The sequence below is a fragment of the Planomonospora antibiotica genome, assembly GCF_014647955.1.
Classification (GTDB): Bacteria; Actinomycetota; Actinomycetes; order Streptosporangiales; family Streptosporangiaceae; genus Planomonospora; species Planomonospora parontospora.
Genome location: NZ_BMQE01000006.1, coordinates 230,340 through 256,096 on the forward strand (window position 1 = coordinate 230,340; position 25,757 = coordinate 256,096).

Consider the following 25,757-nt stretch of genomic DNA (forward strand, 5'->3'; position numbering starts at 1 on the left):
CCGTGATGCGTCGGGACCGGGCAGGAGGCGCTCATGATCAGACTGGACCGCTTGATCAACGTGCTGGGCGGATACGGCGTACGGCTGTGCGGCCGGCCGCAGGCGCGCTCGGTGCAGCTGCGCAGCGTGGCGATGCCCGATCCCACCGACGACCGGGTCGCGGGCGACGTGCTGCTGGCGGTGGGCGCCGCGTCGGTGGCCGAGGCGGTGCGATGGGCGGTGGCGGCCCGGTCCGCGGCGGTCCTGGTGCGCGCTGAGGCCGGCGCCGCCCACGAGGCCTTCTCCGCCGGTGAGAGCGAGGACGTGGCGGTGATGCTGGTCGATCCCGCGGTGTCGTGGAGCCAGCTCACCGGTGTCGTCTACGGGCTGGTGCTGGAGGGGCGGGAGACCGAGTCGGGCCGCGGGCCGACGGACCTGTTCGCGCTGGCCGACAACCTGGCGGAGGTGATCGGCGGCGCGGTGACCATCGAGGACCGGCTGTCGCGGGTGCTGGCGTACTCGCGCTCCCAGCAGGCGGGCGACCCGGCCCGGCTCGAGACGATCCTGGTGCGGCAGGTGCCGGACCGGCTGCGCGAGACGCTCCGGGCCCGGGGGGTCTTCGACCACCTGGCCTCGACGGACGAACCGGTGTTCGTGGCGCAGGACCCGCGGAACGGCCTGACCGGGCGCATGGCGGTGGCGGTGCGGGCGGGCCGTGAGCTGCTGGGATCGGTCTGGGTCACCTGCGGCAGCCCGCTGACCGGGGCGCGGCTCGGCGCCCTGACCGACGGCGCGCGCACGGTCGCCCTGCACCTGCTGCGCTCACGGGCGAGCGCCGATCTGGAGCGGCAGGTGGAGTCGGACCTGACCGTCCGGCTGCTGGAGGGCGGCGCCGACGCCGCGACGGTGCTGAGCCAGCTGGGGCTGGCCCCGGGGGCGATGCGGGTCATCGCGGTCCGCGCGCACGCCGACACCGAGCGGCACGCCGCACCCCTGCTGGCCTTCGAGCGGGCCACCACCGGTTTCGGCTGGTCCCGGCCGGGGCGCAGCACGCTGCTGGACAACACGCTCTACACGATCCTGCCCGGCGAGCCGGCGGCCGCGGCACGCGAGTGGGTGGCCGCGCTGCAGGCCGCGCTTCCGGCGCGGGTGCGCGTCCTGGCCGGGATCGGCGCCCCGGCCCAGGCCGAGGAGCTTCCGGCCGGCCGGCAGGAGGCCGACGAGTGCCTGGCACTGCACGAGGCGGGCGCGCCCCGGACCGCGCCGCCGGCCTACGACGAGTCCTGGGGCGACATCCTGCTCCAGCGGTTGCGCGCCGCGGCGCGCACGGGCCGGCCTCCCGCCCGGGGGCCGGTCAGCGCGCTGCGCGGGCACGACGCCGCGCACGCCACCCACTACGCGGCGACGCTGCGGGCGTGGCTGGAGGCCCAGGGCGATCTCGCCGCCGCGGCCGAGCGGCTCGGCGTCCACCCCAACACGGTCCGCAACCGGCTGCGCAGGATCGGCGAGATCACCCCGCTGAACCTGGAGGACGCCCGCCAGCGACTCGCCATGATCATCAGCCTGGCCGCCCTCGGAGACGACTAGGGCGCTCCGTTGTGGCGAACCTCCAAGATCAGATCTTCGATTGTGGGCATCCCACAACCTCATCCGGGGCCGTCCGGGTCATGCTGATCCCGGCAACAGCATTCGTCCTGGTATGGAGGCGGGTCATGAGCGGCGTCGAGCACATCGGCGACCGGCCCCGGTCGGTGATCGTGGTGGGCGCGGGCATCGTGGGCCTGTCCACCGCGTGGTTCCTGCAGGAGCACGGTGTGCAGGTCGACGTGGTCGACCGCGGCGGCATAGCGGCCGGCGCGTCCTGGGGCAACGCCGGATGGATCGCCCCGGGGCTGACCATCCCGCTGAACGAGCCCTCCGTGCTCCGTTACGGCCTGCGGTCGCTGGCGAACCCCGCCGCACCGCTGCACATCCCCGCGGGCGTCGATCCCGGGCTGTGGGCGTTCCTGGCCCGCTTCGCCGCCAACTGCCGGTGGTCGTCGTGGACCCGGGCGGTGCGGGCCAACCTGCCCCTGAACGACGAGTGCATCGAGGCGTTCGAGGCGCTCACGGCCGGCGGCGTGGACGCGCCCCTCGTCCGGGCGCCGATCACCGCGGCGTTCCGGACCCCGCGGCAGGCCGAGGGGCTGCTGCGCGAGCTGCGCAGGCTGGGCGAGGCCGGGCAGCGGGTCGACCACGGCACCCTGTCCGGCGCGCGGCTGGCCGAGCACGTGCCGCTCGCGTCCGGAGCCTTGCAGGCGGGCGTGCGCATCGACGGGCAGCGGTACGTCGACCCGGGCCGCTTCGTCCACGCACTGGGCGAGGCCGTCATGGCCCGCGGCGCCGCCGTCCACGCCTTCGAGGTGTCCGGGGTGCGCGGCGACGGCGGAAAGGTCATCGTGCGCTCCCCGCACGGCACGACCCTGTCCGCCGACGCGGTGGTGCTGGCCACCGGCGCGTGGCTGCCGCGGCTGGCCTCCCGGTGGGGGGTGCGCGTCCCGCTGCGGGCGGGGCGCGGCTACTCCTTCACCGTGCCGGTGGACCGCCCCGTGCCCGGCCCGATCTACCTGCCGGACGTGCGGGTGGCGTGCACCCCGTACCGGGGCGCGCTGCGCGTGGCGGGCACCATGGAGTTCCGCGACCCGGACGCGCCGCTCGTCCCGGCCCGGCTGGAGGCGATCATCGCCTCCGTCCGCCCGCTGCTGGAAGGCGTGCGCTGGGAGGAGCGCACCGACGAGTGGGTCGGCCCGCGGCCGGTCACCTCCGACGGGCGGCCGCTGATCGGCGCGGTACGCGAGCCGGGGGTCTACGTGGCCGGCGGGCACGGCATGTGGGGCCTGGCCCACGGCCCGGTCACCGGGCGGCTGCTGGCCGAGCGGATCGTCACCGGCAAGCAGCCCGACGCCCTGCGCGAGTTCGATCCGTTGCGCTGAGCGCCGTCGGCCCGAGGCGGATCGGCCCCGTGCCCCGGCCAGGCGGCCGTCAGAGTTCCCCGGCTGCAGGAGTCCCCTGGCCGGAGGCGGGTCTCGAAGTCCCCTGGCCGGAGGCGGCCGTCGGAGCGCGCCCCCGTGCCGGGTGAAGCGGCTGTGCGCCCGTCAGAGCGCGCCCACGTACATCCACGCGCCCGCGTGCCGGGTGAAACGGCTGTGCTCCTCCATCTCCCCCGCCCGGCCGCGCTCGGTGTAGCGGGCGCGGAAGCGGACGGTGCCCTCGGTGTGGAAGGCACTCCCGCCGGCGACCTCCAGGATCTCCAGGCCGGTCCAGCGCAGCGCCCGGTCGAACTCCACCCCGGGCGGGCGCGTCGACGGGTGCCAGGTGCGCAGGAGATAGTCCGCGTCGCCGACGCTGAAGGCGCTGAACCGCGAGCGCATGAGCAGTTCCGCGGTGGGCGCGGCGGCCTCCCCCCGGTGCAGCCGCCCGCAGCAGTCCCGGTAGGGCGCGGGCAGCCCGCAGGGGCAGGGGGCGGCGGATCCGGAAGCGGCCCGGCGGGGCTGCGTGCTGCGTCGGGACATGCCTCCCATTGTGCCGTCCCCGGATCGGCCTTCCGCCCCGGTCCGCAGCGGGCCGGGTTCACGGCGGCCGGGATTCACAGCGGCCGGGGTTCACAGCGCCGAGGTTCGCGGCGATGCCTTGTCAGATGTATGACTAGATACGTATATTCAGTCATATACCTGAGAGGTGGTCCCATGACAGCCGAGCCCACCGACCGCAGGCGGCGGACGCCGGAGCAGCGCCGGGCGCGGGCGGACCGGATCCTGGACGCGGCGGCGGAGCTGGTCGCCCGCTGGGGCTACGACAAGACGACCCTCGACGACGTCTCCCGGCACGCCCACGTCGCCAAGGGCACGATCTACCTGCACTGGAAGAGCCGGGAGGCGCTGTTCACCGCCCTGCTCCGCAGGGAGCGGGTGCTGATGCTGGAGGCCGTACGGCTGCGCACCGCCGGCCAGGCGGAGCCGGTGGGCGGCCTGGTCCGGCAGCTGGCGCTGGAGATGCTCCGGCGCCCGCTGCTCAAGGCGCTCCTGCTCGGCGACGGGGACGTGCTCGGTGCCCTGCTGCGGCACAAGCGCACCAGTCCGGAGGCCGCCGAGGCGATGTTCACCGCGTTCGCCGCCTACCTCGGCGTCCTGAGGGAGCACGGACTCGTCAGATCCGACCTGACCCCCGCCGACCAGCAGAACGTGATGGCCACCGCCTTCTACGGGTTCTTCCACGCCCCCGCGCTGCCCGGCCCGTTCCACCTGGACATCGAGCGGCGCGCCGCCCTGCTCGCCGAGACGGTGCAGCGGACCCTGGGGTCCGGGCACCCCGTCACCCCCGAGAGCGCCGCGCAGGTGGCCGAGGCCACCGCACGCTACCTGGACCGGGCGCTGGAGATCGCCCGGAGGAAACTGGAGGAGAGCCTTTGAACACGCTTCCGCTCGACGGCCCCGGGGCCGACCTGGCGACCGTGGGCGGCAAGGGCGAGTCCCTGGCCCGCCTGGCCCGGGCCGGGCTGCCGGTGCCTCCCGGATTCCACGTCACCACCGCGGCCTACCGCGGCTTCGTGGCCCGCCACGGCCTGCGGGACGGGATCCTGGCGGGCGGGGCGGGCGAGATAGCGGCGCTCTTCACCGCCCACGGGATCCCGGAGGAGATCGCCGGTGACATCCGGGACGCCTACCGGAGGCTGTGCGGGGACCGCGGAGACGTCCCGGTCGCGGTCCGGTCGTCGGCGACCGCCGAGGACCTGCCCGGCATGTCCTTCGCCGGCCAGCAGGAGAGCTACCTCGACATCCGCGGCGCCGGGGAACTGCTGGACGCGGTCAGGCGCTGCTGGGCCTCGCTCTGGACCGGTCGGGCCATCGCCTACCGCGAGCGCCACGGCATCCCGCGCGACCAGGTGGCCCTCGCCGTCGTCGTCCAGGAGCTCGTGCCCGCCGACGCGGCGGGCGTGCTGTTCACCGAGGACCGCGGCCGCCTGACCGTCAACGCGGCCTGGGGCCTGGGCGAGGCGGTCGTCGGCGGCCTGGTCACGCCCGACACGTTCACGATCGACCGCGACCGCCGCACGGTCCTCGCGGAGACGGTCGCGTCCAAGACCGTCATGACCGTGCGCACGCCCGGCGGCACACGCGAGGAGCCGGTCCCGCCCGGCCTGCGCGACCGGCCGGTCCTGTCCCGGGCGCAGGCCCTGGAGCTGGCCGCCCTCGGGCTGCGGATCGAGGAGCTGTACGGCCATCCGGTGGACGTCGAGTGGGCGCTCCGCGACGGGCGGCCGCACATCCTCCAGGCCAGGCCGATCACCGGGCGGCGCGAGGAGTGGAACGACTCCCTCAAGGGCGACTACCTGTGGACCAACGGCAACCTGGGCGAGGCGATCCCGAGCGTCATGACGCCGTGCACCTGGTCGGCCGTGCGGGCGTTCATGGCCGACGCGATGATCTTCTCCGAGCTCGGCGGCCATCCCCTGTGCGGGAACATCGGCGGCAGGTTCTACATGAACCTGAGCGTGACGGCCTCGCTCGCGGCGACCCTGGGCCTGGGCGGGCGGCTCCGGGCCGCCCAGGAGCCGGTCTTCGGCCGGATACCGGAAGAGCTCGCTCCCCCGCCGCTGCCGATGCCGCGCCGGCGGATCCTCAGGGAGGCGCTGCCGATCGTCCGCGGCCGCCTCGCCCTGCGCGGGTACGCCCGCAGGCTCCCGGAGTTCCTCGCGACCGCGACCGCGCGCGCCGAGGCCCTGCGCGCCGAGATCGCCGCCGCCGAGGACCTGCCCGCCCTCTGGCGGGACCGGGTGGAGCCGTACTTCCGCGAGTGCAGCCGCATGCTGGCCGCCGCGGGCCGCCAGGACGCCGGCGCGCTCATCTTCCTCCGGGCCAGGCTGGTACGGCTGGTCGGGGAGGAGGACGCAGGCGCGCTGACGTCCGGGATCCGGGTCGGCGGAGGGCGCCTGGAGAGCCTCGGGCCGCTGCTCGGGCTGGCGCGGCTGGAACGCGGGGAGATCGACCGGGAGGCCTTCGCCCGGCGGTACGGCCACCGCTGCCCGGACGAGTTCGAGCTCTCGGCCCCCCGGCCCGCGGAGGACCCGGAGTGGATCGGCAGGCTGCTCGCCGCCTCCACGACCGACCCCGCGGAGCTCCTGGAGCGCCAGGACGAGGTGAGCCGCGCCGCCTGGCGGAGGTTCCGGGAGCGGGATCCGCGGCGGGCCGCGCGGCTGCGCCGGAAGGTCGACCGGTGGGGCGCGATCGTCCAGGCCCGGGAGGAGGCCCGTTCGGAGACGATCCGCTCCTTCTGGGTGCTGCGCGCCTTCGTCCTGCGGGCCGGAGAGCTGACCGGGCACGGCGACGATCTCTTCTTCCTGACGATCGGCGAGATCCTGGACGTGCTGCGCGGCGGGCGGCGGCCGCTCTCCTCGGTCGCGGCGCGGCGGGCGGCCTACGAGCACTACCGGTCGCTGCCGCCGTACCCGGGCGTCATCCGCGGGCGGTTCGACCCGGAGCGGTGGGCCGCCGACCCCGGCCGCCGGGGCGACGTCTTCGACTCCCACGCGCCGATGGCTCCCTCGTCGGAGACCGTCACCGGTTTCCCCGGCGCGGCCGGGGTGGTCGAGGGCACCGCCCGGGTGATCCCCTCCATGGAGGAGGGCCACCGGCTCGGGCAGGGCGAGATCCTGGTGACGACCGTGACCAACGTGGGCTGGACGCCGCTGTTCCCCCGGGCGGCGGCGGTCGTCACCGACGTCGGCGCGCCGCTCTCGCACGCCTCGATCGTCGCACGCGAACTGGGCATCCCCGCCGTCGTCGGCACCGGGAACGCCACCATGCGGGTGCGCGACGGCGACCGGATCCGCGTCGACGGGGGACGCGGCAGCGTGGAGGTGATCGCCCCGGCCGGGGTCCCCGGACCGTACGGGGTCAGTGCTTGACGGCCCGCAGGACGACGAACCTCGGGTCGCTCGCGACGACCTCGCAGTTGCCGAAGAGCCGGCGCAGCTTCGCGTGGTATCCCAGGTGCCGGTTGCCGACGACCCACAGCTCACCCCCGCGGCGCAGGGCGGCGCGCGACCCGGTGAACATGCGCCACGCCGTGGCGTCCGTCATGGCCCGGTGGCTGTGGAACGGCGGGTTGTTCAGGACCAGGTCGACCGTCCGGGCCGGTACGCCGGACAGCCCGTCGCCCACCCGGAACTCCGCCCTGGACCCGGCCCCCGGCTCCGGCTCCGGCCCGGCGTGCGTCCCGGTGTCTGCGCCGGTGTCTGCGCCGGTGTGCGTCCCGGCGCCCGGCGCGGTGTTCGCCAGGAACGTGGCCTCCGCCGAGGCCACCGCCTGGTAGGACTCGTCGACGAACAGCACCTCGGCCTCGGGGTTGTCCAGCGCCGCCGCCGTACCGACCACCCCGTTGCCGCAGCCCAGGTCCACGACGCGCTCGGGGCCCCGGCGCCGGGGAAGGTGCCGGAGCAGGAACCGGGTGCCGATGTCGAGGCGGTCGGCGCAGAAGACGCCCGCGTGGTTGACGGCGGTCAGACCCGAGGCCGGTCCCACCCCGCCGGGCAGCTCGTAGCTCTTCGGCCAGGGGCTGGCGGTCCGGGGCAGGCCGGGGTCGGGCGTGCAGAGGATGAGCCGCGCCTTCCGCACCGCCAGCGACGTCCTGGTCGGGCCGAGGATCCGCTCGAACAGCCGCAGCGTCGAGGTGTGGATCTCGGTGACCATCCCGGTGCCGGCCACGACGGTGCCGGCGTGCACGCGGGGGGCGAGCCGGTGCAGCTGGTCCTCCAGGAGCGCCAGGCTCCTGGGCACCCGGACCAGCAGCACGTCGATCCGGTCCGGCGGGGCGTCCCTGGTCGACAGCAGCCGCACCTGGTCCGCGCCGATCCCGTTGCGCTCCAGGTTGGCCCGGGTCGCCTCCTGGGTGAGGAACGAGTCGGTGATCTGCACGGGGCGGTGGGCGGCGAGCGCGGTGGTCAGCGCGCCCCACCGGTCGCCCGCCACGACCACGGTGCCCGACAGGTCCACCGGCCCTCCGCCGGTCCCGCCGACTCCCCCGGCGACCTCACCGGCGGTGCCGTCGAGGTGCCGCAGGAGGTAGTCGTCGGCGGCGTCCCAGGCGCGCAGCAGGTCGCGGGGGTCTTCGGGGAAGCGGGCGAGGGCGAGCTCGCCCCGCGGAGTCGTCAGGCGGTTCATCGCGCCCCAGGCTAGCCGTACGGCGCCGCGGGGACGTCAGGGGAGGCGGCCGACGTGGGCGAGGGCCTGCTTCAGCAGGACGTCCTGCCCGCCGGACATCTCCTGCAGCACCGACGGCGACGAGGCCTCCTGCGGCGTGAACCAGGCGAAGTCGAGGGCGTCCTGCCGGGGGCTGCAGTCCCCGGCGACCGGGACGACGTAGGCCAGGGAGACCGCGTGCTGCCGGGGGTCGTGGTACGGCGTGACGCCCGGCGTCGGGAAGTACTCGGCGATGGTGAACGGCTGCGGGGAGGCCGGGACGCGGGGCAGCGCCACCGGGCCGAGGTCCTTCTCCAGGTGGCGCAGGAGCGCGTCGCGGACGCGCTCGTGGTGGAGCACGCGCCCGGACACCAGGGCGCGGCTGACCGTCCCGTCCGATCCGATGCGCAGCAGCAGCCCGACGTGCGTGACCGTCCCCGTATCGTCGACCCGCACCGGTACGGCGTCGACGTAGAGGATCGGCATCCGCGCGCGTGCCGCCTCCAGCTCGTCGGGAGTGAGCCAACCGGACGCGGTTTCGGTCATTTCGGTCATTGGTCGATCGTACTTCGCGGCGGCCCCGGCGGGCACGGCCAGTCCCGAAGTGCGGCTCGACCGGATGCGGACATCGGGCATCATGGACAGGTGGCTCGGGTGGCAGGCGAGGGTTCCGGCAGCGTGCCCGGTGGTGTGCCCGGCGCGCCGCCCGGTCGGCCGGACGCGGACCCCGGCCGCCGGTTCCGGATGCTGGCCGATCTCGTCTCGGACGGGGAGGTCGTGGTCCTGAGCGGCGCCGGGCTGTCGACCGAGTCCGGCATCCCGGACTACCGGGGGGAGACCGGCCGCACGCGGCGGGCCGAGCCGATGACCTACCAGGCGTTCACCGGCAGCGCGGCGGCCCGCAGGCGCTACTGGGCGCGCAGCCACCTGGGCTGGCGGCACATCGCCCGCGCCGCCCCCAACGCCGGTCACCGCGCGGTCGCCGAACTGCAGCGCCGCGGGCTGGTCGCCGGGGTCATCACCCAGAACGTCGACGGCCTGCACCAGGCCGCCGGCGCCCGGGACGTGATCGAGCTGCACGGCGGCCTCGACCGCGTCCGCTGCCTGTCCTGCGGCGAGCGCACCCCCCGGGAACTGCTCGACCGGCGCCTGCGCGCGGCCAATCCCGGCTGGGAGGCCCGGGCCGAGGCGGTCAACCCCGACGGCGACGCCGTCCTCGCCGACGACCGGGTCGACTCCTTCCGGATCGTGGACTGCCTCGGCTGCGGCGGCCTGCTCAAGCCAGACGTGATCTTCTTCGGGGAGAACGTGCCGCGCGTCCGGGTCCAGGAGTGCTACGCGTTGACCGAGCGGGCCGGCGTCCTGCTGGTCCTCGGGTCCTCGCTGACGGTGATGTCCGGCTACCGGTTCGTCCGCCGCGCCGCCGAGCACGCCGTACCCGTCGCGATCGTCAACCGGGGGCCGACCCGGGGCGACGCCGACGCGCTCCTGCGCTTCGACGCCCCGCTCGGTCCGGCCCTCACCGCTCTCCTGTCGGAGCTCGACCCGGCACCGCGCCGGGATCCGTCCGGCCGCCGGTCGTAGAATGGCGGGGCAGGCCATGACCTGGGCGGATACCGGCGCCGCCGCGCCGGGACCGTCCGCGAACGGCCGGCCGCCGCGCGCGACGACCCGGGAGGAGGCCGACCGACATGTCCACCGGCCGATCCACCGCCCGCGGGCTTCCGCCGGCCGCCCTGTCCGCGGCGGCGGGAGTCTGCGCCCTGGGCCTGCTCACCGCCTGCGGAGGCGGTGACGCCCCGGAGGCGACCCCCGGCGCCGGGACGAGCACTCCCTCGCCCGCCGCGAGCGCGCAGCCGACGACCGACTTCAACGACGCCGACGTGGCGTTCGCCCGGATGATGATCCCGCTCGACGAGCAGGCCGTGGAGATGGCCGGGCTCGCCGCGGCCCGCGCCTCCGATCCGGAGCTCGCAGAGCTCGCGGCGGAGGCCGCTCGCGTCCGGGGCTCGGAGATCGCCACCATGACCGGCTGGCTGGCGGCCTGGGGCAAGCCGGCCGTCTCTGCGGGAAGCGGCGGGCAGGACATACCCGGCCTGGCGACCGGGGCCGAGATGGCCGGACTGCGGCGGGCCGAGGGGGCGGAGTTCGACCGGATGTTCGCCGAGCTGATGATCGACCATCACCGGGGCGCGATCGAGGTGGCCGCCGCCGAACGGGCGGAGGGCCTCAATCCCGCGGCCCGGCGGCTCGCCGAGACCGCCGGCACCTCCCGGCAGGCCGAGATCGAGCGGCTGGAGAAGATCCTCGGCGGCTGAGCCGCGCCCCGGCGGCGCCACACGGCGCGGATCAGAACTTCCGGACGAGCTCGCAACCGGCCGGGGCGGGGTCGATCTCGTCCATGACGACCTCGTCGCCTCCGCCCGCGCCGCAGTCCAGCGCGGTCTCCCTGTCCAGGTCCTTGGCGAGGAGCCGGTCGGGGCCGCCTTCGCCGTACAGCTGGTCGCCGGGACCCGAGACGCCGTCGATCGTGTTCCTGCCCGAGTTGCCGACCAGGATGTCACCGCCGTGCGGGGTGCCCACGATGTTCTCCACGTCGCTGCGGATGTCGTCGGAGTCGATGTTGCGGCCGTCGCCGGCGTTGTTGTCCAGGCTGACCCGCACCGACAGGTCGCTGCCCTGGTAGGAGACGGTGTCCGTCCCGGTGCCGCCGATGAAGGTGATCGACCGGGGCCTCGCCGACTTCGTGCCGGCGAGGAAGTCGTCCTGGCCGTCCCCGCCGTCGACGGTGCCGTTGATCGGGGCGCCGACGCTGAGGCTGTCGTTCAGGTCCCCCAGCGTCGCGGTGAACTCCGTGACGGCGGTCCCGCAGGCCACCGCCCTCGGGGTGAGCTGACGGCAGCCGGGCCCGTTCGCGAGCGGCGCGGTGTCGAAGACGGCGATCTCGCCGTTGAAGAGGCTGATGCCGGCGCTGCTGCTCGCGCCGGGGGCCGCGACGTAGACGAGCTTCGTCCCCTGCAGCGAGACGGTTCCCCCGGCGGCGGCCTGGGCCTGGCCGGTGTTCGGCAGGCCCGCGATCGCGAGGGCCGACAGCCCCGTCAGCGCGGCGGCTCGCAGGGAGGTCTTCCTGAGTCCCATGGTCTCTTCCTTCTCTTGCTCTCTTGTTCGTGCCGTTGACGCCCTGCAGTACCGCGCCGGGCCGGCCGGCGGTTCCGCACTGTGCAGAAGGACGCGGAAGCGAGAAGGACTCATGTCCCACCATGGGCGAGGCCGATGGAGGGATGACGTTGATCACGGACGAGACCGGCCGGGTGCTCGCCCGGCGTTTCCGCGCGGGGGACGAGGCCGCGCACCTGGCCGCCGAACCGCCCTGCCTGGAGCGTGAGTGGCTCGGCCTCCAGGTACGGCGGGCCCTCGCCCTGCTCCACCCGGACGAGCGGGGAGTCCTGCGCATGGCCTACTACGGCGACATGACGCAGGCGGAGATCGCCCTGGAACTGGGCCTGCCGCTGGGCACCGTCAAGAGCCGCACCGCCCGCGCGCTGCGCCGGATCGCCGGTCTCCTGCACCACGTCGGCGAACCCCGGGCCGTCTGCCGGCAGCTCGGCGTGGAATGAGGCGTTCCATCCCGCCGGCAGGAGAACCGATCCCCACCGGACGCCGACCCGGGGCACCGCCGTACGGCCCGCCCGGACCCGGCGCCGTGTCCTCCGTCACCCTCAGGTTCCGCCGGAGGCCGCCGATGCGGACACGGTGACCCTCAGTTCCGTGATGGACGACACCCCGGCCGCGCGGGTGGGCCGCGCCCCCCTGCTCGCGGCCGTGGTCGTCCCGGTGATCACAGCGTTGATCTTCCTGGGCGCCGACCGCATGCTCGGCCAGGTCCCGGCGTTCCTCCCGGCCTTCCTGGCGCTGGTGTGGGGAAGCGACCTGCTCACCGCGTTCCTGCTGATCACCCAGTTCCTGGCGGGCGGTGACCGCCGGCTGCTGGCCCTGTCGTGCGCCTACCTGTGGTCGGCCGCCGTCATCGTGCCGCACGCGCTGGTGTTTCCCGGCCTGTTCGCGCCCCAGGGACTGCTGGGCGCGACACCGAGCAGCGCGCCGTGGCTGTGGACCGCCTGGCACACCGGCTTCCCCCTGCTGATCGGACTGGCGCTGGGACCGTGGCCGCGACGGCTGGGCGCCGCCCCGGCCCCCGCCGGCCGCCGGTGGCCGCTGGTCGCGCTCGCGTCCGGATCCATGGCGGCCGGGGCCGCCGCGGCCGCCTGGCTGGTGACGGCCCAGGCCGAGCACATCGCCGTGATCATGAGCAACGGGAGCTACCGCGTGCTGACCGAGCGGTTCGGAGCGGCCATCATCGCCACCAACGTGGTCGGCCTGCTGCTGGCGGTCAGCCGTTTCCGGAGCGCCGTACGCGGCCTGGAGGCCTGGGCGGTGATCGCGGTGATCGCCTCCTGCGGGGACGTGCTGCTGACCCTGTTCGGCGGCGCGCGCTTCACCTTCGGCTGGTACGGCGCCCGGCTGCTGGCCCTGATCGCCGCCCTGGTGGTGTTCGCCGCGCTGATGCACCAGGTCACCGCCCTGTACCGGCGGGTGCGGCGGCACGCCGACGAGCTGGCCGCGCGCAACGCGCAGCTGCGTCAGGCCAACGCGCTGCGCGACCACCTCGTCGCGGTGGTCTCCCACGAGCTGCGCTCCCCGCTGACCGCGGTGCGCGGCTTCCTGGAGATCATCGAGGACCATCCCGAGCTGGGCCCCGAACGCACCGGCCAGATGCTCTCGCGCTCACAGACCCTGCTGACCCGGCTGACCATGCTGACCGAGGACCTGCTGACCGTGCCGAGCCTCGAGGCGGGCGGGCTGCGCGTCGAGCCGGAGCCGGTGGACCTGCGCCAGGCCATGGCCGAGTGCGCCGCCCTGTTCCCGGAGGCGTCGATCACCATCGACTGCCCGGCCGGGCCGCCGGTGCTCGCCGATCCGCTCCGCCTGCAGCAGATCATCGGCAACTACGTGCGCAACGCGCTCAAGTACGGCGCGCCGCCGGTGCTCCTGCAGGCGCGCTTCGGCGCCGCAACGGTGGACATCCGCGTCCGCGACCACGGCACGGGCGTGCCGGAGAGGTTCGTCCCCCGGCTGTTCGAACGCTTCAGCCGGGCCGACGACCAGCGCACCCGCGGCATCGCCGGCACGGGCCTGGGGCTGTCGATCGTGGCCTCCCTCGCCGAGGCGCACGCCGGCCGGGCCTGGTACGACCCCGGCAGCGGTCCCGGCGCCTGCTTCGTGGTCACCCTGCCCCTGGCCGCCCGGGACCCCGCGCCGGCCGCGACGGCGGGCAGGACCCGCCGCCGCTGAAGGCCCGCGACGTGGCCGGGATGACGGTCGAGGTCGCCGGCTCCGTCGTCTCCGGCGTGCAGCCGGTCACGGTCGCCCCGGCTCCGGACCCGCCACCCGAGGAGGGCTGCCGGGTGCTCCGGTCACGCGCCGGCGGTCCCGCCCGGGAAGCCGGTCACGAACGGCGCCTCCGGTGCGGCCGCCAGGTGCTGCCGTACCAGCCGGCGGAAGGCGTCGGTCGCGGGGTGGGCCGGGACCCTGGGCCACAGCAGGTGGACGGTGACCGGAGCGGCGTCGGCGATGGGCAGATAGCGGACGCCGGGGTGAGGATGGCTGTAACCGCTGCCCGCGGCGGTCACGCCGACGGCCTCTCCGGTGGCGATGGCGGTGAGCCATTCGTCCACGCCCGGTACCTCGAAGGTGTGCGGCCGCCGTGCGCCGGGCCACAGGTCCGCACCTGTGGTGGAGGCGGTGGAGCACAGGACGACGGGCTGGTCGGCGAGGTCGGCCAGATGCACGGTCTCGCGCCCGGCGAGCGGGTGGCCCTCGGGTACGGCCGCCAGGCGCTGCTCCCGCGCGAGAGCGACGCGGGCCAGCGCAGGATCATCGGCGGGCTCGGTGCGCAGGAAGGCCACGTCGGCCTCGCCCCGTCGCAGAGCGGCCTCGGGGTCGTCCACCCTGCGGACGGTGACCGGAACCTCGGGATGCCGGTCACGCCAGGCGCGCAGCAGTGGCACGGTGTGGTGGCCGAGAGCGGCCCAGGCGAAGGCGACACGGAGCGGCCGTGACGTCCCGTCGGCCGCCTCGGCCAGCGCGGCGTCCAGCTGGTCGAGGATGCGGTGGGCGTGCTCCCACAGGCGCCGGCCGGCCTCGGTGAGCGCGAGGCGCCGGGTGGTGCGCTCGACCAGGCGGACGCCCAGGCGGCTCTCCAGCTGCTCCAGGGTGCGGGAGAGGGCGGGCTGGCCGACATGCAGGGCGGCCGCGGCACCGGTGATGGTGCCCTCGTCCCCGATCGCCGCCAGAGCCCGCAGATGGCGCAGTTCCACATTCATGAGCACCAAGCATAAATGCCATATATAAGGCATTTCCCTCCATCCGAAGGCGCGCCTAGAGTCGAGGGCATGAAGATCCTTCTGATCGGGGCCGGCGGGAAGCTCGGCACGGCCCTGCACGGGACGCTGGCCGGGCGCGGCCACAAGGTCCTCACGGTCGGCCGCAACAGCGGCGACCTGCGCCACGACATCGCCGATCCCGCACAGGTCGCCGCTCTGTACGCGGCGGCCGGGGAGGTGGACGCGGTGGTCAGCGCCGCCGGGGACGTCCCCTGGAGGCCCTTGGCCGAGATGACGCCCCAGGACTACCTGGACGCCTTCCGCGGCAAGGTGCTCAGCCAGATCGAGCTGGTGCGCCAGGGCATCCCCCACGTCGCCGGGCGCGGCTCGTTCACTCTGATCACCGGCGTGCTGGGGCGTGATCCCGTCGTCACGGGGAGCGCCGCCTCCATGGCCAACGGCGCCGTGGAGGCGTTCGTACGGGCCGCCGCCATCGAGATCGCCCCCCAGCGCGTCAACGCCGTCAGCCCGACGGTCTTCACCGAGAGCCTCGACGACTACGGCGACCACTTCCCCGGCTTCCCGCCGGTGGGCCTCGCTGACGTCGCCGCGGCCTACGTCCGCTCGGTCGAAGGCGCCCAGACCGGCCAGGTCTACCTGCTTCCACGATGAGGGCCGCCCGGAGCCGCGGAGCGGCCGCCCCCGCACGAACCCGGCTCCCCGTCGTCCCGGCGGCCGCTTTCGCACGAACCCGGCTCCCCCTCGTCCCAGCGGCCGGCCCCGCCCTCCGGATCGACGCCGCCTGACCGCTCGGGACGCTAGGAACCGGCCCTGAGCAGCGCCCCGACCAGCACGGCCGGATCGGCGCCCGACGGCCAGTCGCTGACCTGCCCGTCGCCCACCTCGATCACCCGCCAGGCGCCGTCGGCCCGCCGTACCAGGTCGGTCGTGACGAACCGGACCCCCAGCTCCCGGACCGCCGCCCGCACCGCACCCAGGTCACCGGGCCCGGCCGACTCACCGTCCGGCTCGTCCGGATGGGGGCCGACGAACACCGGCTCCCCGTCGAGCCACCACACGCGCACCTGGCGGCCCTGGAACTCCTCGAACCGGCGCACGACCAGCCCGCCCACCAGGTCGTCGCCCTGCAGCTCCACGAACCTGGCCGCCACCCGCTCCAGCGCGGCCGCATCGGGGGCGTAGCACGCCTCCAGCCACTCGTGCTTGCGCGACTTGACGTAGTCCTTCACCACGAACCCGCCCGGCCCGAGGTCCGCCGTCAGCCGGGTCAGGCGCTCGCCCACCGGCGGCGCCCCACCCGGCTCCAGCGGCAGCACGGCCGTCTCCGGTGTCAGCCCCCCGAAGCAGCCGATCCACCCGGGCAGCTCGTGGCCCGACCGGTAGGCGCGGGCGCCGGTGAGCAGCCGGCAGTCCCGCGCGAGCAGCGCCTCCTCCAGTTCGGCGTACCGCTCGGCCCGCAGCATCCAGCCCCGGTACCAGACCGGCCCGAACCCGACCGGCACCCGCGACACGGCCTCCCCGGCCCGGCCCGCCGCCAGCGCGTCGTGGTCGACCAGCGCCAGCGGGGCGTCCGCCTCCCGTACGGCCCGCGCCTCCCGCTCGAAGTGCGGGTCGGCCCGCCGGGGCCGGAGCGGATCGGAGCAGAGCAGGAATCCCACGGTCATGACAGGCAGGGTAAAGGCATTCCATCCGGAATTCGCATCATCCACGCCTTTCGCAATGAGCAATGCGTGTCACCGCCCCCACCGACCTGCGGATTCTAGAGTCGGTCCCACTGCCGGCCGGTCACGGCTCCCGCCCCCTCGCCCGAGCGACCACGACCGGCCGACCACGAGTGACGAGGGGGTGCGACGGTGGTACGGACAGGCTCTGCGGAAACGGGCCCGGCCCGGCGTTCGGAACTGCTGGTCTCCAAGGGCTGGCTCCAGGGGGTCGCCCTGGTGATGGTCTTCGGGTTCTTCGTGATGGGGCTGCTGGCGCTGCGCACCTACACCGACGCGATGCCGCTGCCCCAGCGGGTCGTCGACGAGCGGGGCCAGGTCGTCTTCACCGGCGCCGACATCACCTCCGGACAGCAGATCTTCCTGCGCCGGGGTCTGCAGCAGTACGGTTCCATCGTCGGCCACGGCGGCTACCTCGGACCCGACTACACCGCCGACTACCTGCGCCGCTCGGCCGTCGCCATCGAGGACGAGCTGCGCGCCTCGGGCGTCCGGGACCCGCAGGCCGAGGTGGCGCGGATGCTGCGCGCCAACCGGTACGACGAGGCCACCGGCACGCTGCAGATCACCGCCGCCCAGGTGCGGGCCTTCGAAGGGCTCAAGCGGCACTACGCGGGCTTCTTCGGCACCGACAGCACCCGGTACGGGCTCATCCCGAAGGCCGTCACCGACCCCGACGACATCCACGACCTCACCGCGTTCTTCGGCTGGACGGCGTGGGCGGCCGCCGCCGAGCGACCGGGGCACGACTACTCCTACACCAACAACTGGCCGCCCGAACCGCGGGTGGGCAACACCCCGACGGCCGACGCCCTGGTGTGGAGCGGACTGTCGCTGACGGCCCTGCTGGTGGGCATCGGGATCCTCTTCGCGCTCTACGGGCGGTGGAACCGGCAGATCGGCTGGCACAGCGCCGAGGCGCGCCCGCTGGCGTTCAAGCAACCCGGCGAGGTGGAGGTCACCCCCGCCCAGCGCGCCACCGCCTGGTTCTTCTTCGTGGTGGCCGCGCTCTTCCTCGTCCAGGCGCTCCTGGGCGCGGCGATCGAGCACTACCGGGCCGACCTGTCGAGTTTCTTCGGCCTGGACCTGGCCCGGCTGCTGCCGTTCAACCTCGCCCGGACCTGGCACCTGCAGCTGGCGCTCTTCTGGACGGCGGCGTCCTTCCTGGCCGCCGGGATCTTCCTGGCGCCCTACATCTCCGGCCGGGAACCGAAGAGACAGCACTGGCTGGCCTACGGCCTGCTCGGCGCACTGACCCTGGTGGTCGTCGGCTCGCTGTTCGGTGAGGCGCTGAGCGTCTTCGGGGTGGAGTGGGCGGAGGGCTCCCCGCTCTGGGACCAGCAGTGGGAGTACCTGGACCTGCCGCGGGTGTGGCAGGTCCTGCTCACCGCCGGCATGTTCATCTGGATCTTCATGCTCTACCGGGTGATCCGCAGCCGTCTGAAGACCGAGCACCGGGCGAACCTGCCGTGGGTGTTCTTCTACGCCGGCCTGGCGATCCCCGGTTTCTACGCCGTGGGCCTGCTCGCCGGGACCGGAAACCACCTGACGGTCAGCGAGTTCTGGCGGTTCTGGGTGGTGCACCTGTGGGTGGAGGACTTCCTGGAGCTGTTCACCACCGTCATGGTCGCCTACATCTTCGTGATGCTCGGGGTGGTGCGCCGGAAGATCGCGCTGCAGCTCATCTTCCTCGACATCATCCTCTACTCCGCCGGCGGCGTCCTCGGCACCATGCACCACCTGTACTTCTCCGGCACACCGGTGGAGCACATGGCCCTGGGCGCCTTCTTCTCCGCCATGGAGATCATCCCGCTGACCTTCCTCACCATCGAGGCCTGGACCTTCCTGCAGTTGGGCTCCCGGCAGGAGTCGCGCAGCTCCGCGCCCTTCCCGCACCGCTGGGCGGTGATGTTCATGGTCGCGGTGGGCTTCTGGAACTTCCTGGGCGCCGGCGTCTTCGGCTTCCTGATCAACCTGCCGATCGTGTCCTACTACCAGATCGGCACCGCGCTGACCTCCAACCACGGGCACGGCGCGATGATGGGCGTGTACGGCATGCTCGCCGTGGGCCTGGCCTTCTTCGCGCTGCGCTACCTCATCCCCGCCCGGTTCTGGCCGGACCGGCTGGCCAGGCTCTCGTTCTGGTCGCTGAACATCGGGCTCGCCTGGATGGTCTTCGCCACCCTGCTGCCGCTGGGCGTGATCCAGCTGTGGCACTCGGTCAACGACGGCTACTACGAGGCCCGCTCGCTGGAGTACATCATGCAGCCGGGCAACGCCGTCCTGGAGTGGCTGCGCATGCCCGGCGACCTGATCTTCATCTTCGGCGGAGTGCTGCCCTTCCTCTACATCACCTGGCTCGGCGTCCGGCACCGGATCCGCTCCACCACCGGCGACGTCCCGGTCGAAGAACTGTTCGTGGAGAGACAGCCTGTGCCGGTCGCCGGCGACGGCGGGGCCGCCGGCCCGGAGACCGGGCCTGTCCGGTACGCCTCCGACCTGCGCCCCGACGACCCGTCCGGCGCGGGAGGCCGATGATGATCGATTCCGCCGTCTGGCCGGCCGTCGCCTACGGGGTCTTCCTGCTGCTGGTCGCCTTCGCCCTGGACCGCCTGGCCAGGCGCGCCGCCGGCCGCACCTCCGCCTGGCGGTCGGGCGCCTTCACCTACCACGCCGACCACGACGCCTGGATCTGCCCGCAGGACCAGTGGCTGTGGCCGCACTCCTTCGACCCGGACAACCGGGTGATGCGCTACCGGGCCAGACCGGCGGTGTGCAACGCCTGCCCGGTGAAGGACGCCTGCACCGTCTCCGACGCCGGCCGGGAGGTCACCCGGGCCGTCGATCCCTGGCCGGGTTCGGAGGCCGAGCGTTTCCACCGCGGGATCGCCTGCACCGTCGCGCTGCTCGGCGCGCTCTGGCCGCTGGCCGTGGCGCTGGGCGAGCGCGCACCGGCCGAGCGCGCCGTCCTGGCGGGGGCGGCCGTGCTGATCGCCGCGGGCGGTCTGCCGCTCTGGTCGCACCTGCGCCGTACGGCAGCGGCCTTCCCGGCGGACGTCAAGGTGGAGTCGCTGGACGCGGCGGTGGCCGCCGAGGCCGTCGCCGCGTCCCGGGAGGCGCGCCGCCGCACCGGCTACCGCAGCGACCGCCGTCCCGGCAGGCCGGCTCCCCGGCACGCAGGCGGGTGGAGCGCGGCGGGCGGATCCTCCGCCGAGTCCGGCGCCTTCACGGACCCGGCGGAGGACGGGCGTGGACCGGGGCCGGACGGGAGGGGACCGCGGTGACCCCGGTGCAGACGGCCCTGGCCGTCGCGGTCGCCGTCGTGCTCGTCACGCTGGCGGCCTCGGTGCGGGTGCTCCGGGAGTACGAGCGCGGGGTGGCGTTCCGGCTCGGCAGGCTGCGTGCCCCGCTGCAGCCCGGCGTGCGGCTGATGTTTCCCGGGTTGGACAGGCTCATCCGCGTCGACCTGCGAGTGGTCACCCTGACGATCCCCCCGCAGGAGGTCATCACGAAGGACAACGTGTCGGCCCGGGTCAACGCCGTCGTGCTGTTCAAGATCGTCGATCCGGTCCGGTCGGTGATGGCGGTGGAGAACCACGCGGTGGCCACCTCCCAGATCGCGCAGACCACGCTGCGGTCGGTGGTCGGGCGCGCCGATCTCGACACCCTCCTGGCCCACCGCGCCGATCTCAACGAGGACCTCACCATGAGCATCGACGCCCAGACCGGACCGTGGGGGGTCCAGGTGCAGGTCGTGGAGATCAAGGACGTCGAGATCCCCGAAGCCATGCAGCGCGCCATGGCCCGGGAGGCCGAGGCGGAGCGGGAACGGCGCGCCAAGGTGATCAGCGCCCGCGGCGAGCTCCAGGCCTCCGAGGAACTGCGCCAGGCCGCCGACACGCTCAGCAGGAGCCCGGCGGCCCTGCAGCTCCGCTATCTGCAGACCCTGCTGGAGCTCGGTGCCGACCAGAACTCCACCATCGTCTTCCCCCTGCCCATCGACATCATCGGGCCGTTCCTCGAGAGGCTCCCCGCCGTGACGAACGGCTCCCCCGTCACCAGGAGGAACCCATGACCGCGCCCGTTCCGAACCCGAACGCCGGCTCCGGCTCCGGTCCCGCCTCCGGGCCGCACGAGCCCCCGGAGCGGCGCGGCCTCCGCACGATGGTCCTCGGCTCGATCCTGGCCGTACTCGCCCCGCTCGCCGGGTTCCTCGGGGGCAGCATGGCAGGCCATGGGAGCGGCGTCACCGGCCTGAGCCCGCTGTTCCTGTGGATGTTCGGCGGGCTGATCATCGGCGCGGTCGGCGCGGTCGTCGCCATCACCGGGGGTCTGCGCTGGGCGCGGGCACGACACACCCGGCAGGCGTCTCCACAAAGAGACCACTGAGGAAGGAGCATCTCATATAGCGACATAGCGGTTATTGGCGGATGAGAGCGTCACTAAGAACACATCATATAAAAAGTCATTAACATGACAAATACCCCCCAGCACGATAGAAACAACACCCGTCACTCCCGCATACGGAGTCCCTCGCGGCACGACCACGAGGGCCCGTCGCACCTCCACGTCGAAGACCCACCTCGAGCCCTCGATGCCGCGGCCCATGGGCCGCAGCGGGTTCGCCCGAGCCGGAGAGGCCGCACATGGTCGCCCACCACATCTCTGTGGGCACACCTCGCCTTCCCACTGTTGTTAACGCTCACAACAGCGTGATCGCAGCTCCCGCCCATCAGCCGGAGAGCCCCGGGCCGCGACGGTGATCCACGACGCGACGGAGACATCCCCCGACCAACACCGAAAGGCTGGACAGTGACCTTATCCACCGCCACACGCCGAGCGTGTGTCGCCGCATTCGCCCTGACCGCCCTCGCCGGCGGCATGCTCGCCGGCGTCCCCGCCTCGGCGGCCGCGGCCCCGGCCGCCGGGTCCTACACCCTGGTCAACGCCGCCAGCGGCCTGTGCCTCGACGTCAAGGCCAAGAGCACCGCCGACGGCGCCCAGCTCGTCCAGTACGCCTGCAACGGCGGCGCCAACCAGACCTGGGCCCTGACCGACGTCACCGGCGGCCGGCGCCTGACCGCCTCCCACAGCGGCAAATGCGCCACCATCACCGGCAACAGCACCTCCGCCGGCAAGGCCGCCATCCAGCAGGCCTGTTCTGTAAGCGCTTTCCATCACTGGCGGCTCGACCAGGTCTCCGGCGGCACCTACCGCGTCGTCAACCTCGGCAGCGCCAAGTGCCTCAACGTCAAGGACGCCTCCACCGCCAACGACGCCGCCGTCCAGCAGAACTCCTGCGACACCTCCGCCAGCAAGCGCTGGACGCTGAAGCCCGCCGGCAACGTCCCCGCCCCGGCCCCCACCGCGACCGCCAAGCCCACCGCCAAGCCGACGGCCACCCCCACCGCCAAGCCGACCGCGACCCCCACGACCGCCCCGACCGCGACGCCGCTGCCCGGCTGGCCCACCGCCAGGGGGCAGCAGCCGGTCACCGCCACCATCCCCGTCAGCGGTCCCTACGACGGCGGCATGAAGCGCTTCTACGGCTCCGGCAAGCTCGGCGGCGACGGCCAGAACGAGGGCCAGGACCCGATCTTCAAGCTCGCCGACGGCGCCGTCCTGCAGAACGTGATCATCGGTTCGCCCGGCGCCGACGGCATCCACTGCACCGGTACCTGCACGCTCAAGAACGTCTGGTGGGAGGACATCGGCGAGGACGCCGCCACCTTCAAGGGCACCAGCGCCTCCCAGACGATGACCATCGACGGCGGCGGCGCCAGGGCCGGCTCCGACAAGGTCTTCCAGCACAACGGCCCCGGCACCATGGTGCTGAAGAACCTGCGGGTGGAGAACTTCGGCAAGCTCTACCGCTCCTGCGGCAACTGCTCCAAGCAGTACGCCCGGCACGTGGTGGTCTCCAACGTGCAGGTGACCGCCCCGGCCAAGTCGCTCGTCGGGATCAACCCCAACTACGGCGACACCGCGAAGCTGTCGGCGATCACCGTCGTCGGCGACTCCGGCAAGAAGATCGCGATCTGCGACCGGTACAAGGGCGTCACCAGCGGTGAGCCCGGCAAGACCGGCACCGGCCCCGACGGCGTGAGCTGCCTGTACTCCGCCTCCGACATCACCTACAAGTAGGCCCTTCGGCGGTGCCGCCGGGCGGGCCCGCCCGGCGGCACCGCGCCGCCCGCCCCGGCCGGCCGCGGACCGGCGCGGCGGCGCGTCGCCCCGCGGGTCAGCCCGCCCCGTGAGCGGCCCGCTCCGCCGTGGGACGCGTCGTGACACGATCCGCCCGGGGGTAGAGAGCGGCGAGGGCGTGCACGGTCTCCGCCATCCGGTGGCGGAGTCCGGCGGGCTCCAGGACCTCGACCTCGGCGCCGAGTTTGAGGAACTCGGTCCGCGCGTGCGTCAGCGACTCGATGGGCACGGTGGCGGTGATCCAGCCGAGGCCGTCGGGTTCGCCGGCCGTCTCGGCCACGGCGCCGACCACGGCCGAACTCATCAGGTCGGAGAGGCGTTCCCGCCCCTCCGGCGAGATCCGGACCACCGCGTGCCCCTGGAACAGCCGTGACCGGAAGTCCGCCAGGTGCGCGCTCCAGTGGCCGGCCAGGTCGAAGTCTTCGGCGCGCTCGAAGGTCTCGTCCGTCACCTCCAGATCGAGCACCTGGTTGACCCGGTAGGTCCGCAGCGTGCCGTCGCACCGGGCCACGAGATACCACCTCCCGGCCTTGAGGACCAGCCCGTACGGCTCCAGCACCCTGGTGACCTTGCACGGCTCGGCCCATCGCCGGTAGAGCACGCGGATGACCCGCCTGTCCCAGACGGCGCCCGCCACCTCGGGCAGGTGCGGTACCCGGTCGCCGTCGTGGTACCAGCCGGGCGAGTCCAGGTGGAAGTGCTCCCGGATGCGCCGGGCCGCCTCCCGCAGGCCGGGCGGGAGCGCGGCCTCGATCTTGAGTTCGGCCGCGGCGGCCAGCGCGCCGAGGCCGAGTTCGGCGGCCGGTCCGGGCAGCCCGGCCAGGAACACCGCTTGGGCCTCCTGCGCGGTCAGCCCGGTCAGGCGGGTCCGGAACCCGTCGAGGAGCCGGTAGCCGCCCCGGTGCCCGGCCTCGCCGTACAGGGGGATCCCCGCGGTGTGCAGCGACTCGACGTCGCGGTAGATCGTGCGGACGCTGACCTCCAGTTCGTCGGCGAGCTGCCGGGCGGTCAGCAGGCCGCGTGACTGGAGCAGCAGGAGGATGGAGAGAAGACGGGATGCTCGCACACCACTGACACTACGTGTCAGGGAAGAGGCCGTACGGTCCGGCCATGGCGTTCATCGAGAAGAACATGCGGCCGCTGGACCCGATCGTCGCCGGCGGCCGCCCCTACAAGCGCTACCACGTCGACAGGCCTGACAGGCCGATCGAGCCGGAGGTCGAGAAGGCGGCCCACGAGTATCTGCCGACGCTCGTGCCCGCACCCGCCGACGACTCCCCGGCCGGCTGGATCGTCCTCCACCGGGGCGGGGACACCGGCGCCTACCTGCTCGTCTACACCTGGGTCTGGGACAACGTGGTGGAGGTGCACACCGCCGCGGCCGGCCAGCCCGCCGTCGGGTGCCCCGACGAGGACCCCTCGAACTTCGTGCCCGAGACGCGGCGCTGGGCCGGGTGCGTGTGGGAGCTGCCCGCCCTGGAGTACGAGCGGGCCGCCTGGGTCCGGCACATGTTCGCCGGGGACACCCCCGACCTCGGCGGCTACCTCGCCGACACGCGCCCGGAAGGACCGGTGGGGCGGTGAACGACTTCGACTTCTTCATCGGCACCTGGGATGTCGCCAACCGCAGGCTGCGCAAGCGCGACGCCGGGAGCGACGAGTGGGAGGAGTTCCCCGGACGGAGCGTCGCGCGCGGCTTCTTCGGCGGGGCGGGGAGCTTCGATGAGATCACCTTCCCGACCAAGGAGTTCGACGGCGCGACGGTCCGCGTCTACGACCCCGCGCGCCAGGAGTGGTCCATCCACTGGATCAACAGCACGCGGGGCCTCGACCCGGTCCCGATGGTGGGCCGGTTCACCGACGGGGTGGGCATGTTCTACGGCGACGACACCGACGACGGCCGTCCGGTCCGCGTCCGGTTCGTCTGGTCGCGGCCCACGCCGGAGTCGTGCCGGTGGGAGCAGGCGTTCTCCTACGACGGCGAGTCGACCTGGGAGACCAACTGGACGATGGACTTCACCCGGGTCCACATCCCGTAGGGACTTCCCGAGGGCGCGTCCCCACTGGATCGCGGACGGTGGAACGACCTACGCTCACTCCCGCACAGAGCGCGGCCGGCGCGCGTTCCCGGGCGAGGGGCGGGATCGCGGTGGTCCGGGCGCCGCGCGACAGCCGCGATCCCAGGAGCGTCCCCATGCCGCGCCGAACCCCCGAGCCGATCGGTGACCGCGACGCCCTGCTCCGCTCCGGCCCGTTCCACCTCGCCCTGCGGGCCTGCATCCGGGAGAGCGGGCTCTCGCTCGACCGGATCCGGGCCCGTCTCGCCCAGCGCGGGCCGACCGTCGCGCTGTCCACGTTGAGCGACTGGCAGCGGGGGCACCGGCGGCCCGGCGGGGAGCGCTCCCTGGAGGTGATCGCGGCCCTGGAGGACGTTCTCGGCGTCCCCGAGCGGGCGCTGGCCGGTCTCCTGCGGCCCGGCCCCGAACCGGACCGGCGACCCGGGGCGCCCGGCGAGCCGCCCGGTTCGCTCCCCGCCCCGCGCGAGCAGGACCTGACCGTCCTCAGCCAGCACCAGACGGTGACCATCGACGCCGCGGGGCGTCGCACCTCGGTGTGGACGCGCACCCTGATCAGGGCCCGCCGGCGCGGGGTGGACCGCTACGTGGTCCGCTCCCCCGCCGCTCCGGACGCGGACCCCCGGACCTGCGAGATCCTCGCGCTGGAGAACTGCCACCTGGGCGAGGTCCGGCGGCAGGGACCGGCACCGGTCGCGGAGCTCCTGTTCGGCCAGATGCTCCGCCGCGGGGAGAGCTGGGCCTTCGAGTGGGAGGCCCGCGATCGCCCGCCCGTCCCCTGCGCCGGTCACGAGTACGGCGTGCACCGGCCGGTGGGGCAGCTCCTGGTCGAGGTGCGGTTCGATCCGCTGGCGCCGCCCGAACGGTGCCACTCCTACACCCGCCGCCTCCCGGGCGGTGAGCCGTACCCCGCCGGAGCGCTGGTGCCGAACGCGCACGGCACCGTACACCTGACGGCCAGCGGCCTGCCTTCAGGGGCGGTGGGCATCGCCTGGCGCTGGCCGTCCCGCTGAGGCCCTCCTCTGACCCGAAATTTCGCACCTTGACCGGTCATGGTCACGGGGATACGTTCACCTCGAATTAATAGGAAAGCTTCTTATTAATTCGTACCCCCCATGCAGGCAGGAGAGGTGAAGCCGTGCGCAACAGACTCGCTTT

General features: G+C 73.8%; 24 protein-coding genes. 17 read left to right on the forward strand and 7 right to left on the reverse strand.

Annotation, left to right across the window (positions count from 1 at the left end):
- Positions 1-33 precede the first annotated feature (33 nt).
- Together IEZ06_RS08320 and IEZ06_RS08325 are read left to right on the forward strand one after the other, a co-directional pair.
- Complete coding sequence (locus tag IEZ06_RS08320; protein ID WP_189236057.1) at positions 34-1,566, forward strand: PucR family transcriptional regulator; 1,533 nt, start codon at positions 34-36, stop codon at positions 1,564-1,566.
- A 125-nt stretch (positions 1,567-1,691) separates the two neighbouring features.
- Entirely contained in the window at positions 1,692-2,951 is a 1,260-nt protein-coding gene (locus tag IEZ06_RS08325; protein WP_189236058.1) for an NAD(P)/FAD-dependent oxidoreductase, read from the forward strand.
- A gap of 162 nt (positions 2,952-3,113) precedes the next feature.
- Here IEZ06_RS08325 and IEZ06_RS08330 read toward each other — a convergent pair whose 3' ends face one another.
- Positions 3,114-3,530 carry a YchJ family protein gene (locus tag IEZ06_RS08330; protein ID WP_189236059.1) on the reverse strand — a complete coding sequence of 139 codons (417 nt, stop codon included), beginning with the start codon at positions 3,528-3,530 and terminating at the stop codon, positions 3,114-3,116.
- Positions 3,531-3,704: 174 nt separating this feature from the next.
- On the opposite strand from IEZ06_RS08330, the gene IEZ06_RS08335 reads away from it, so the two are divergent.
- Together IEZ06_RS08335 and IEZ06_RS08340 are read left to right on the forward strand one after the other, a co-directional pair.
- The gene (locus tag IEZ06_RS08335; RefSeq protein ID WP_189236060.1) at positions 3,705-4,427 is read left to right on the forward strand and encodes a TetR/AcrR family transcriptional regulator; all 723 of its coding nucleotides are present in this window, start codon (positions 3,705-3,707) and stop codon (positions 4,425-4,427) included.
- Positions 4,424-6,922 carry a PEP/pyruvate-binding domain-containing protein gene (locus IEZ06_RS08340; protein ID WP_189236061.1) on the forward strand — a complete coding sequence of 833 codons (2,499 nt, stop codon included), beginning with the start codon at positions 4,424-4,426 and terminating at the stop codon, positions 6,920-6,922. The genes IEZ06_RS08335 and IEZ06_RS08340 overlap by 4 nt, the downstream gene beginning before the upstream one ends.
- Here the strand turns inward: IEZ06_RS08340 and IEZ06_RS08345 are convergent.
- Both IEZ06_RS08345 and IEZ06_RS08350 read right to left on the reverse strand, forming a co-directional pair.
- Positions 6,912-8,177 (reverse strand): methyltransferase, encoded by a 1,266-nt coding sequence (locus IEZ06_RS08345; protein ID WP_189236062.1) that lies wholly within the window; start codon positions 8,175-8,177, stop codon positions 6,912-6,914. The genes IEZ06_RS08340 and IEZ06_RS08345 overlap by 11 nt on opposite strands.
- A 36-nt stretch (positions 8,178-8,213) precedes the next feature.
- The gene (locus IEZ06_RS08350; RefSeq protein ID WP_203871910.1) at positions 8,214-8,750 is read right to left on the reverse strand and encodes an NUDIX hydrolase family protein; all 537 of its coding nucleotides are present in this window, start codon (positions 8,748-8,750) and stop codon (positions 8,214-8,216) included.
- A 189-nt stretch (positions 8,751-8,939) separates the two neighbouring features.
- On the opposite strand from IEZ06_RS08350, the gene IEZ06_RS08355 reads away from it, so the two are divergent.
- Together IEZ06_RS08355 and IEZ06_RS08360 are read left to right on the forward strand one after the other, a co-directional pair.
- Positions 8,940-9,779: an NAD-dependent protein deacetylase gene (locus IEZ06_RS08355; RefSeq protein ID WP_189236141.1), complete on the forward strand. Its 840-nt coding sequence runs from the start codon at positions 8,940-8,942 to the stop codon at positions 9,777-9,779.
- 107 nt (positions 9,780-9,886) lie between these two features.
- Positions 9,887-10,513, forward strand: coding sequence for a DUF305 domain-containing protein (locus tag IEZ06_RS08360; RefSeq protein ID WP_189236063.1), 627 nt, complete (start codon positions 9,887-9,889; stop codon positions 10,511-10,513).
- Between the two features lie 31 nt (positions 10,514-10,544).
- Here IEZ06_RS08360 and IEZ06_RS08365 read toward each other — a convergent pair whose 3' ends face one another.
- Positions 10,545-11,333, reverse strand: coding sequence for a hypothetical protein (locus IEZ06_RS08365; protein ID WP_189236064.1), 789 nt, complete (start codon positions 11,331-11,333; stop codon positions 10,545-10,547).
- Positions 11,334-11,476: 143 nt separating this feature from the next.
- On the opposite strand from IEZ06_RS08365, the gene IEZ06_RS08370 reads away from it, so the two are divergent.
- A complete protein-coding gene (locus IEZ06_RS08370) occupies positions 11,477-11,812 on the forward strand; it encodes a sigma factor-like helix-turn-helix DNA-binding protein (RefSeq protein WP_229797885.1) in 336 nt (111 codons plus the stop codon).
- Between the two features lie 154 nt (positions 11,813-11,966).
- On the forward strand, positions 11,967-13,547 hold the full coding sequence (locus IEZ06_RS08375; protein WP_189236066.1) for a sensor histidine kinase: 1,581 nt from the start codon (positions 11,967-11,969) through the stop codon (positions 13,545-13,547).
- 122 nt (positions 13,548-13,669) lie between these two features.
- Here the strand turns inward: IEZ06_RS08375 and IEZ06_RS08380 are convergent, their stop codons facing one another.
- Positions 13,670-14,578, reverse strand: a complete 909-nt coding sequence (locus IEZ06_RS08380; RefSeq protein WP_189236067.1) for a LysR family transcriptional regulator — start codon at positions 14,576-14,578, stop codon at positions 13,670-13,672.
- 69 nt (positions 14,579-14,647) lie between these two features.
- Between IEZ06_RS08380 and IEZ06_RS08385 the strand changes: the two genes are divergently transcribed.
- Positions 14,648-15,250 (forward strand): short chain dehydrogenase, encoded by a 603-nt coding sequence (locus IEZ06_RS08385; protein WP_189236068.1) that lies wholly within the window; start codon positions 14,648-14,650, stop codon positions 15,248-15,250.
- A 146-nt stretch (positions 15,251-15,396) separates the two neighbouring features.
- Here the strand turns inward: IEZ06_RS08385 and IEZ06_RS08390 are convergent, their stop codons facing one another.
- Entirely contained in the window at positions 15,397-16,263 is an 867-nt protein-coding gene (locus tag IEZ06_RS08390; RefSeq protein ID WP_189236069.1) for an ATP-grasp domain-containing protein, read from the reverse strand.
- Positions 16,264-16,452: 189 nt separating this feature from the next.
- On the opposite strand from IEZ06_RS08390, the gene IEZ06_RS08395 reads away from it, so the two are divergent.
- The 5 genes from IEZ06_RS08395 to IEZ06_RS08415 all read left to right on the forward strand — a co-directional run bounded on the left by IEZ06_RS08395 (position 16,453) and on the right by IEZ06_RS08415 (position 22,464).
- Entirely contained in the window at positions 16,453-18,858 is a 2,406-nt protein-coding gene (locus IEZ06_RS08395; RefSeq protein ID WP_203871912.1) for a nitric-oxide reductase large subunit, read from the forward strand.
- Positions 18,855-19,604, forward strand: a complete 750-nt coding sequence (locus IEZ06_RS08400; protein WP_189236070.1) for a hypothetical protein — start codon at positions 18,855-18,857, stop codon at positions 19,602-19,604. Before IEZ06_RS08395 ends, IEZ06_RS08400 begins: the two co-directional genes overlap by 4 nt.
- Positions 19,601-20,395 carry a slipin family protein gene (locus IEZ06_RS08405; RefSeq protein WP_189236071.1) on the forward strand — a complete coding sequence of 265 codons (795 nt, stop codon included), beginning with the start codon at positions 19,601-19,603 and terminating at the stop codon, positions 20,393-20,395. The genes IEZ06_RS08400 and IEZ06_RS08405 overlap by 4 nt, the downstream gene beginning before the upstream one ends.
- Positions 20,392-20,709, forward strand: a complete 318-nt coding sequence (locus IEZ06_RS08410; protein ID WP_203871913.1) for a hypothetical protein — start codon at positions 20,392-20,394, stop codon at positions 20,707-20,709. Before IEZ06_RS08405 ends, IEZ06_RS08410 begins: the two co-directional genes overlap by 4 nt.
- A gap of 423 nt (positions 20,710-21,132) precedes the next feature.
- Entirely contained in the window at positions 21,133-22,464 is a 1,332-nt protein-coding gene (locus IEZ06_RS08415; RefSeq protein ID WP_203871914.1) for a pectate lyase, read from the forward strand.
- A 97-nt stretch (positions 22,465-22,561) separates the two neighbouring features.
- Here IEZ06_RS08415 and IEZ06_RS08420 read toward each other — a convergent pair whose 3' ends face one another.
- Complete coding sequence (locus IEZ06_RS08420; RefSeq protein WP_189236072.1) at positions 22,562-23,590, reverse strand: helix-turn-helix transcriptional regulator; 1,029 nt, start codon at positions 23,588-23,590, stop codon at positions 22,562-22,564.
- A gap of 44 nt (positions 23,591-23,634) precedes the next feature.
- Here IEZ06_RS08420 and IEZ06_RS08425 point away from each other — a divergent pair, with 44 nt between their 5' ends.
- The 3 genes from IEZ06_RS08425 to IEZ06_RS08435 all read left to right on the forward strand — a co-directional run bounded on the left by IEZ06_RS08425 (position 23,635) and on the right by IEZ06_RS08435 (position 25,612).
- The gene (locus tag IEZ06_RS08425; RefSeq protein WP_189236073.1) at positions 23,635-24,108 is read left to right on the forward strand and encodes a hypothetical protein; all 474 of its coding nucleotides are present in this window, start codon (positions 23,635-23,637) and stop codon (positions 24,106-24,108) included.
- Entirely contained in the window at positions 24,105-24,563 is a 459-nt protein-coding gene (locus IEZ06_RS08430) for a hypothetical protein (protein ID WP_189236074.1), read from the forward strand. Before IEZ06_RS08425 ends, IEZ06_RS08430 begins: the two co-directional genes overlap by 4 nt.
- Positions 24,564-24,718: 155 nt before the next feature.
- Entirely contained in the window at positions 24,719-25,612 is an 894-nt protein-coding gene (locus IEZ06_RS08435; RefSeq protein WP_189236075.1) for a helix-turn-helix domain-containing protein, read from the forward strand.
- The last annotated feature ends 145 nt before the right edge of the window (positions 25,613-25,757 follow it).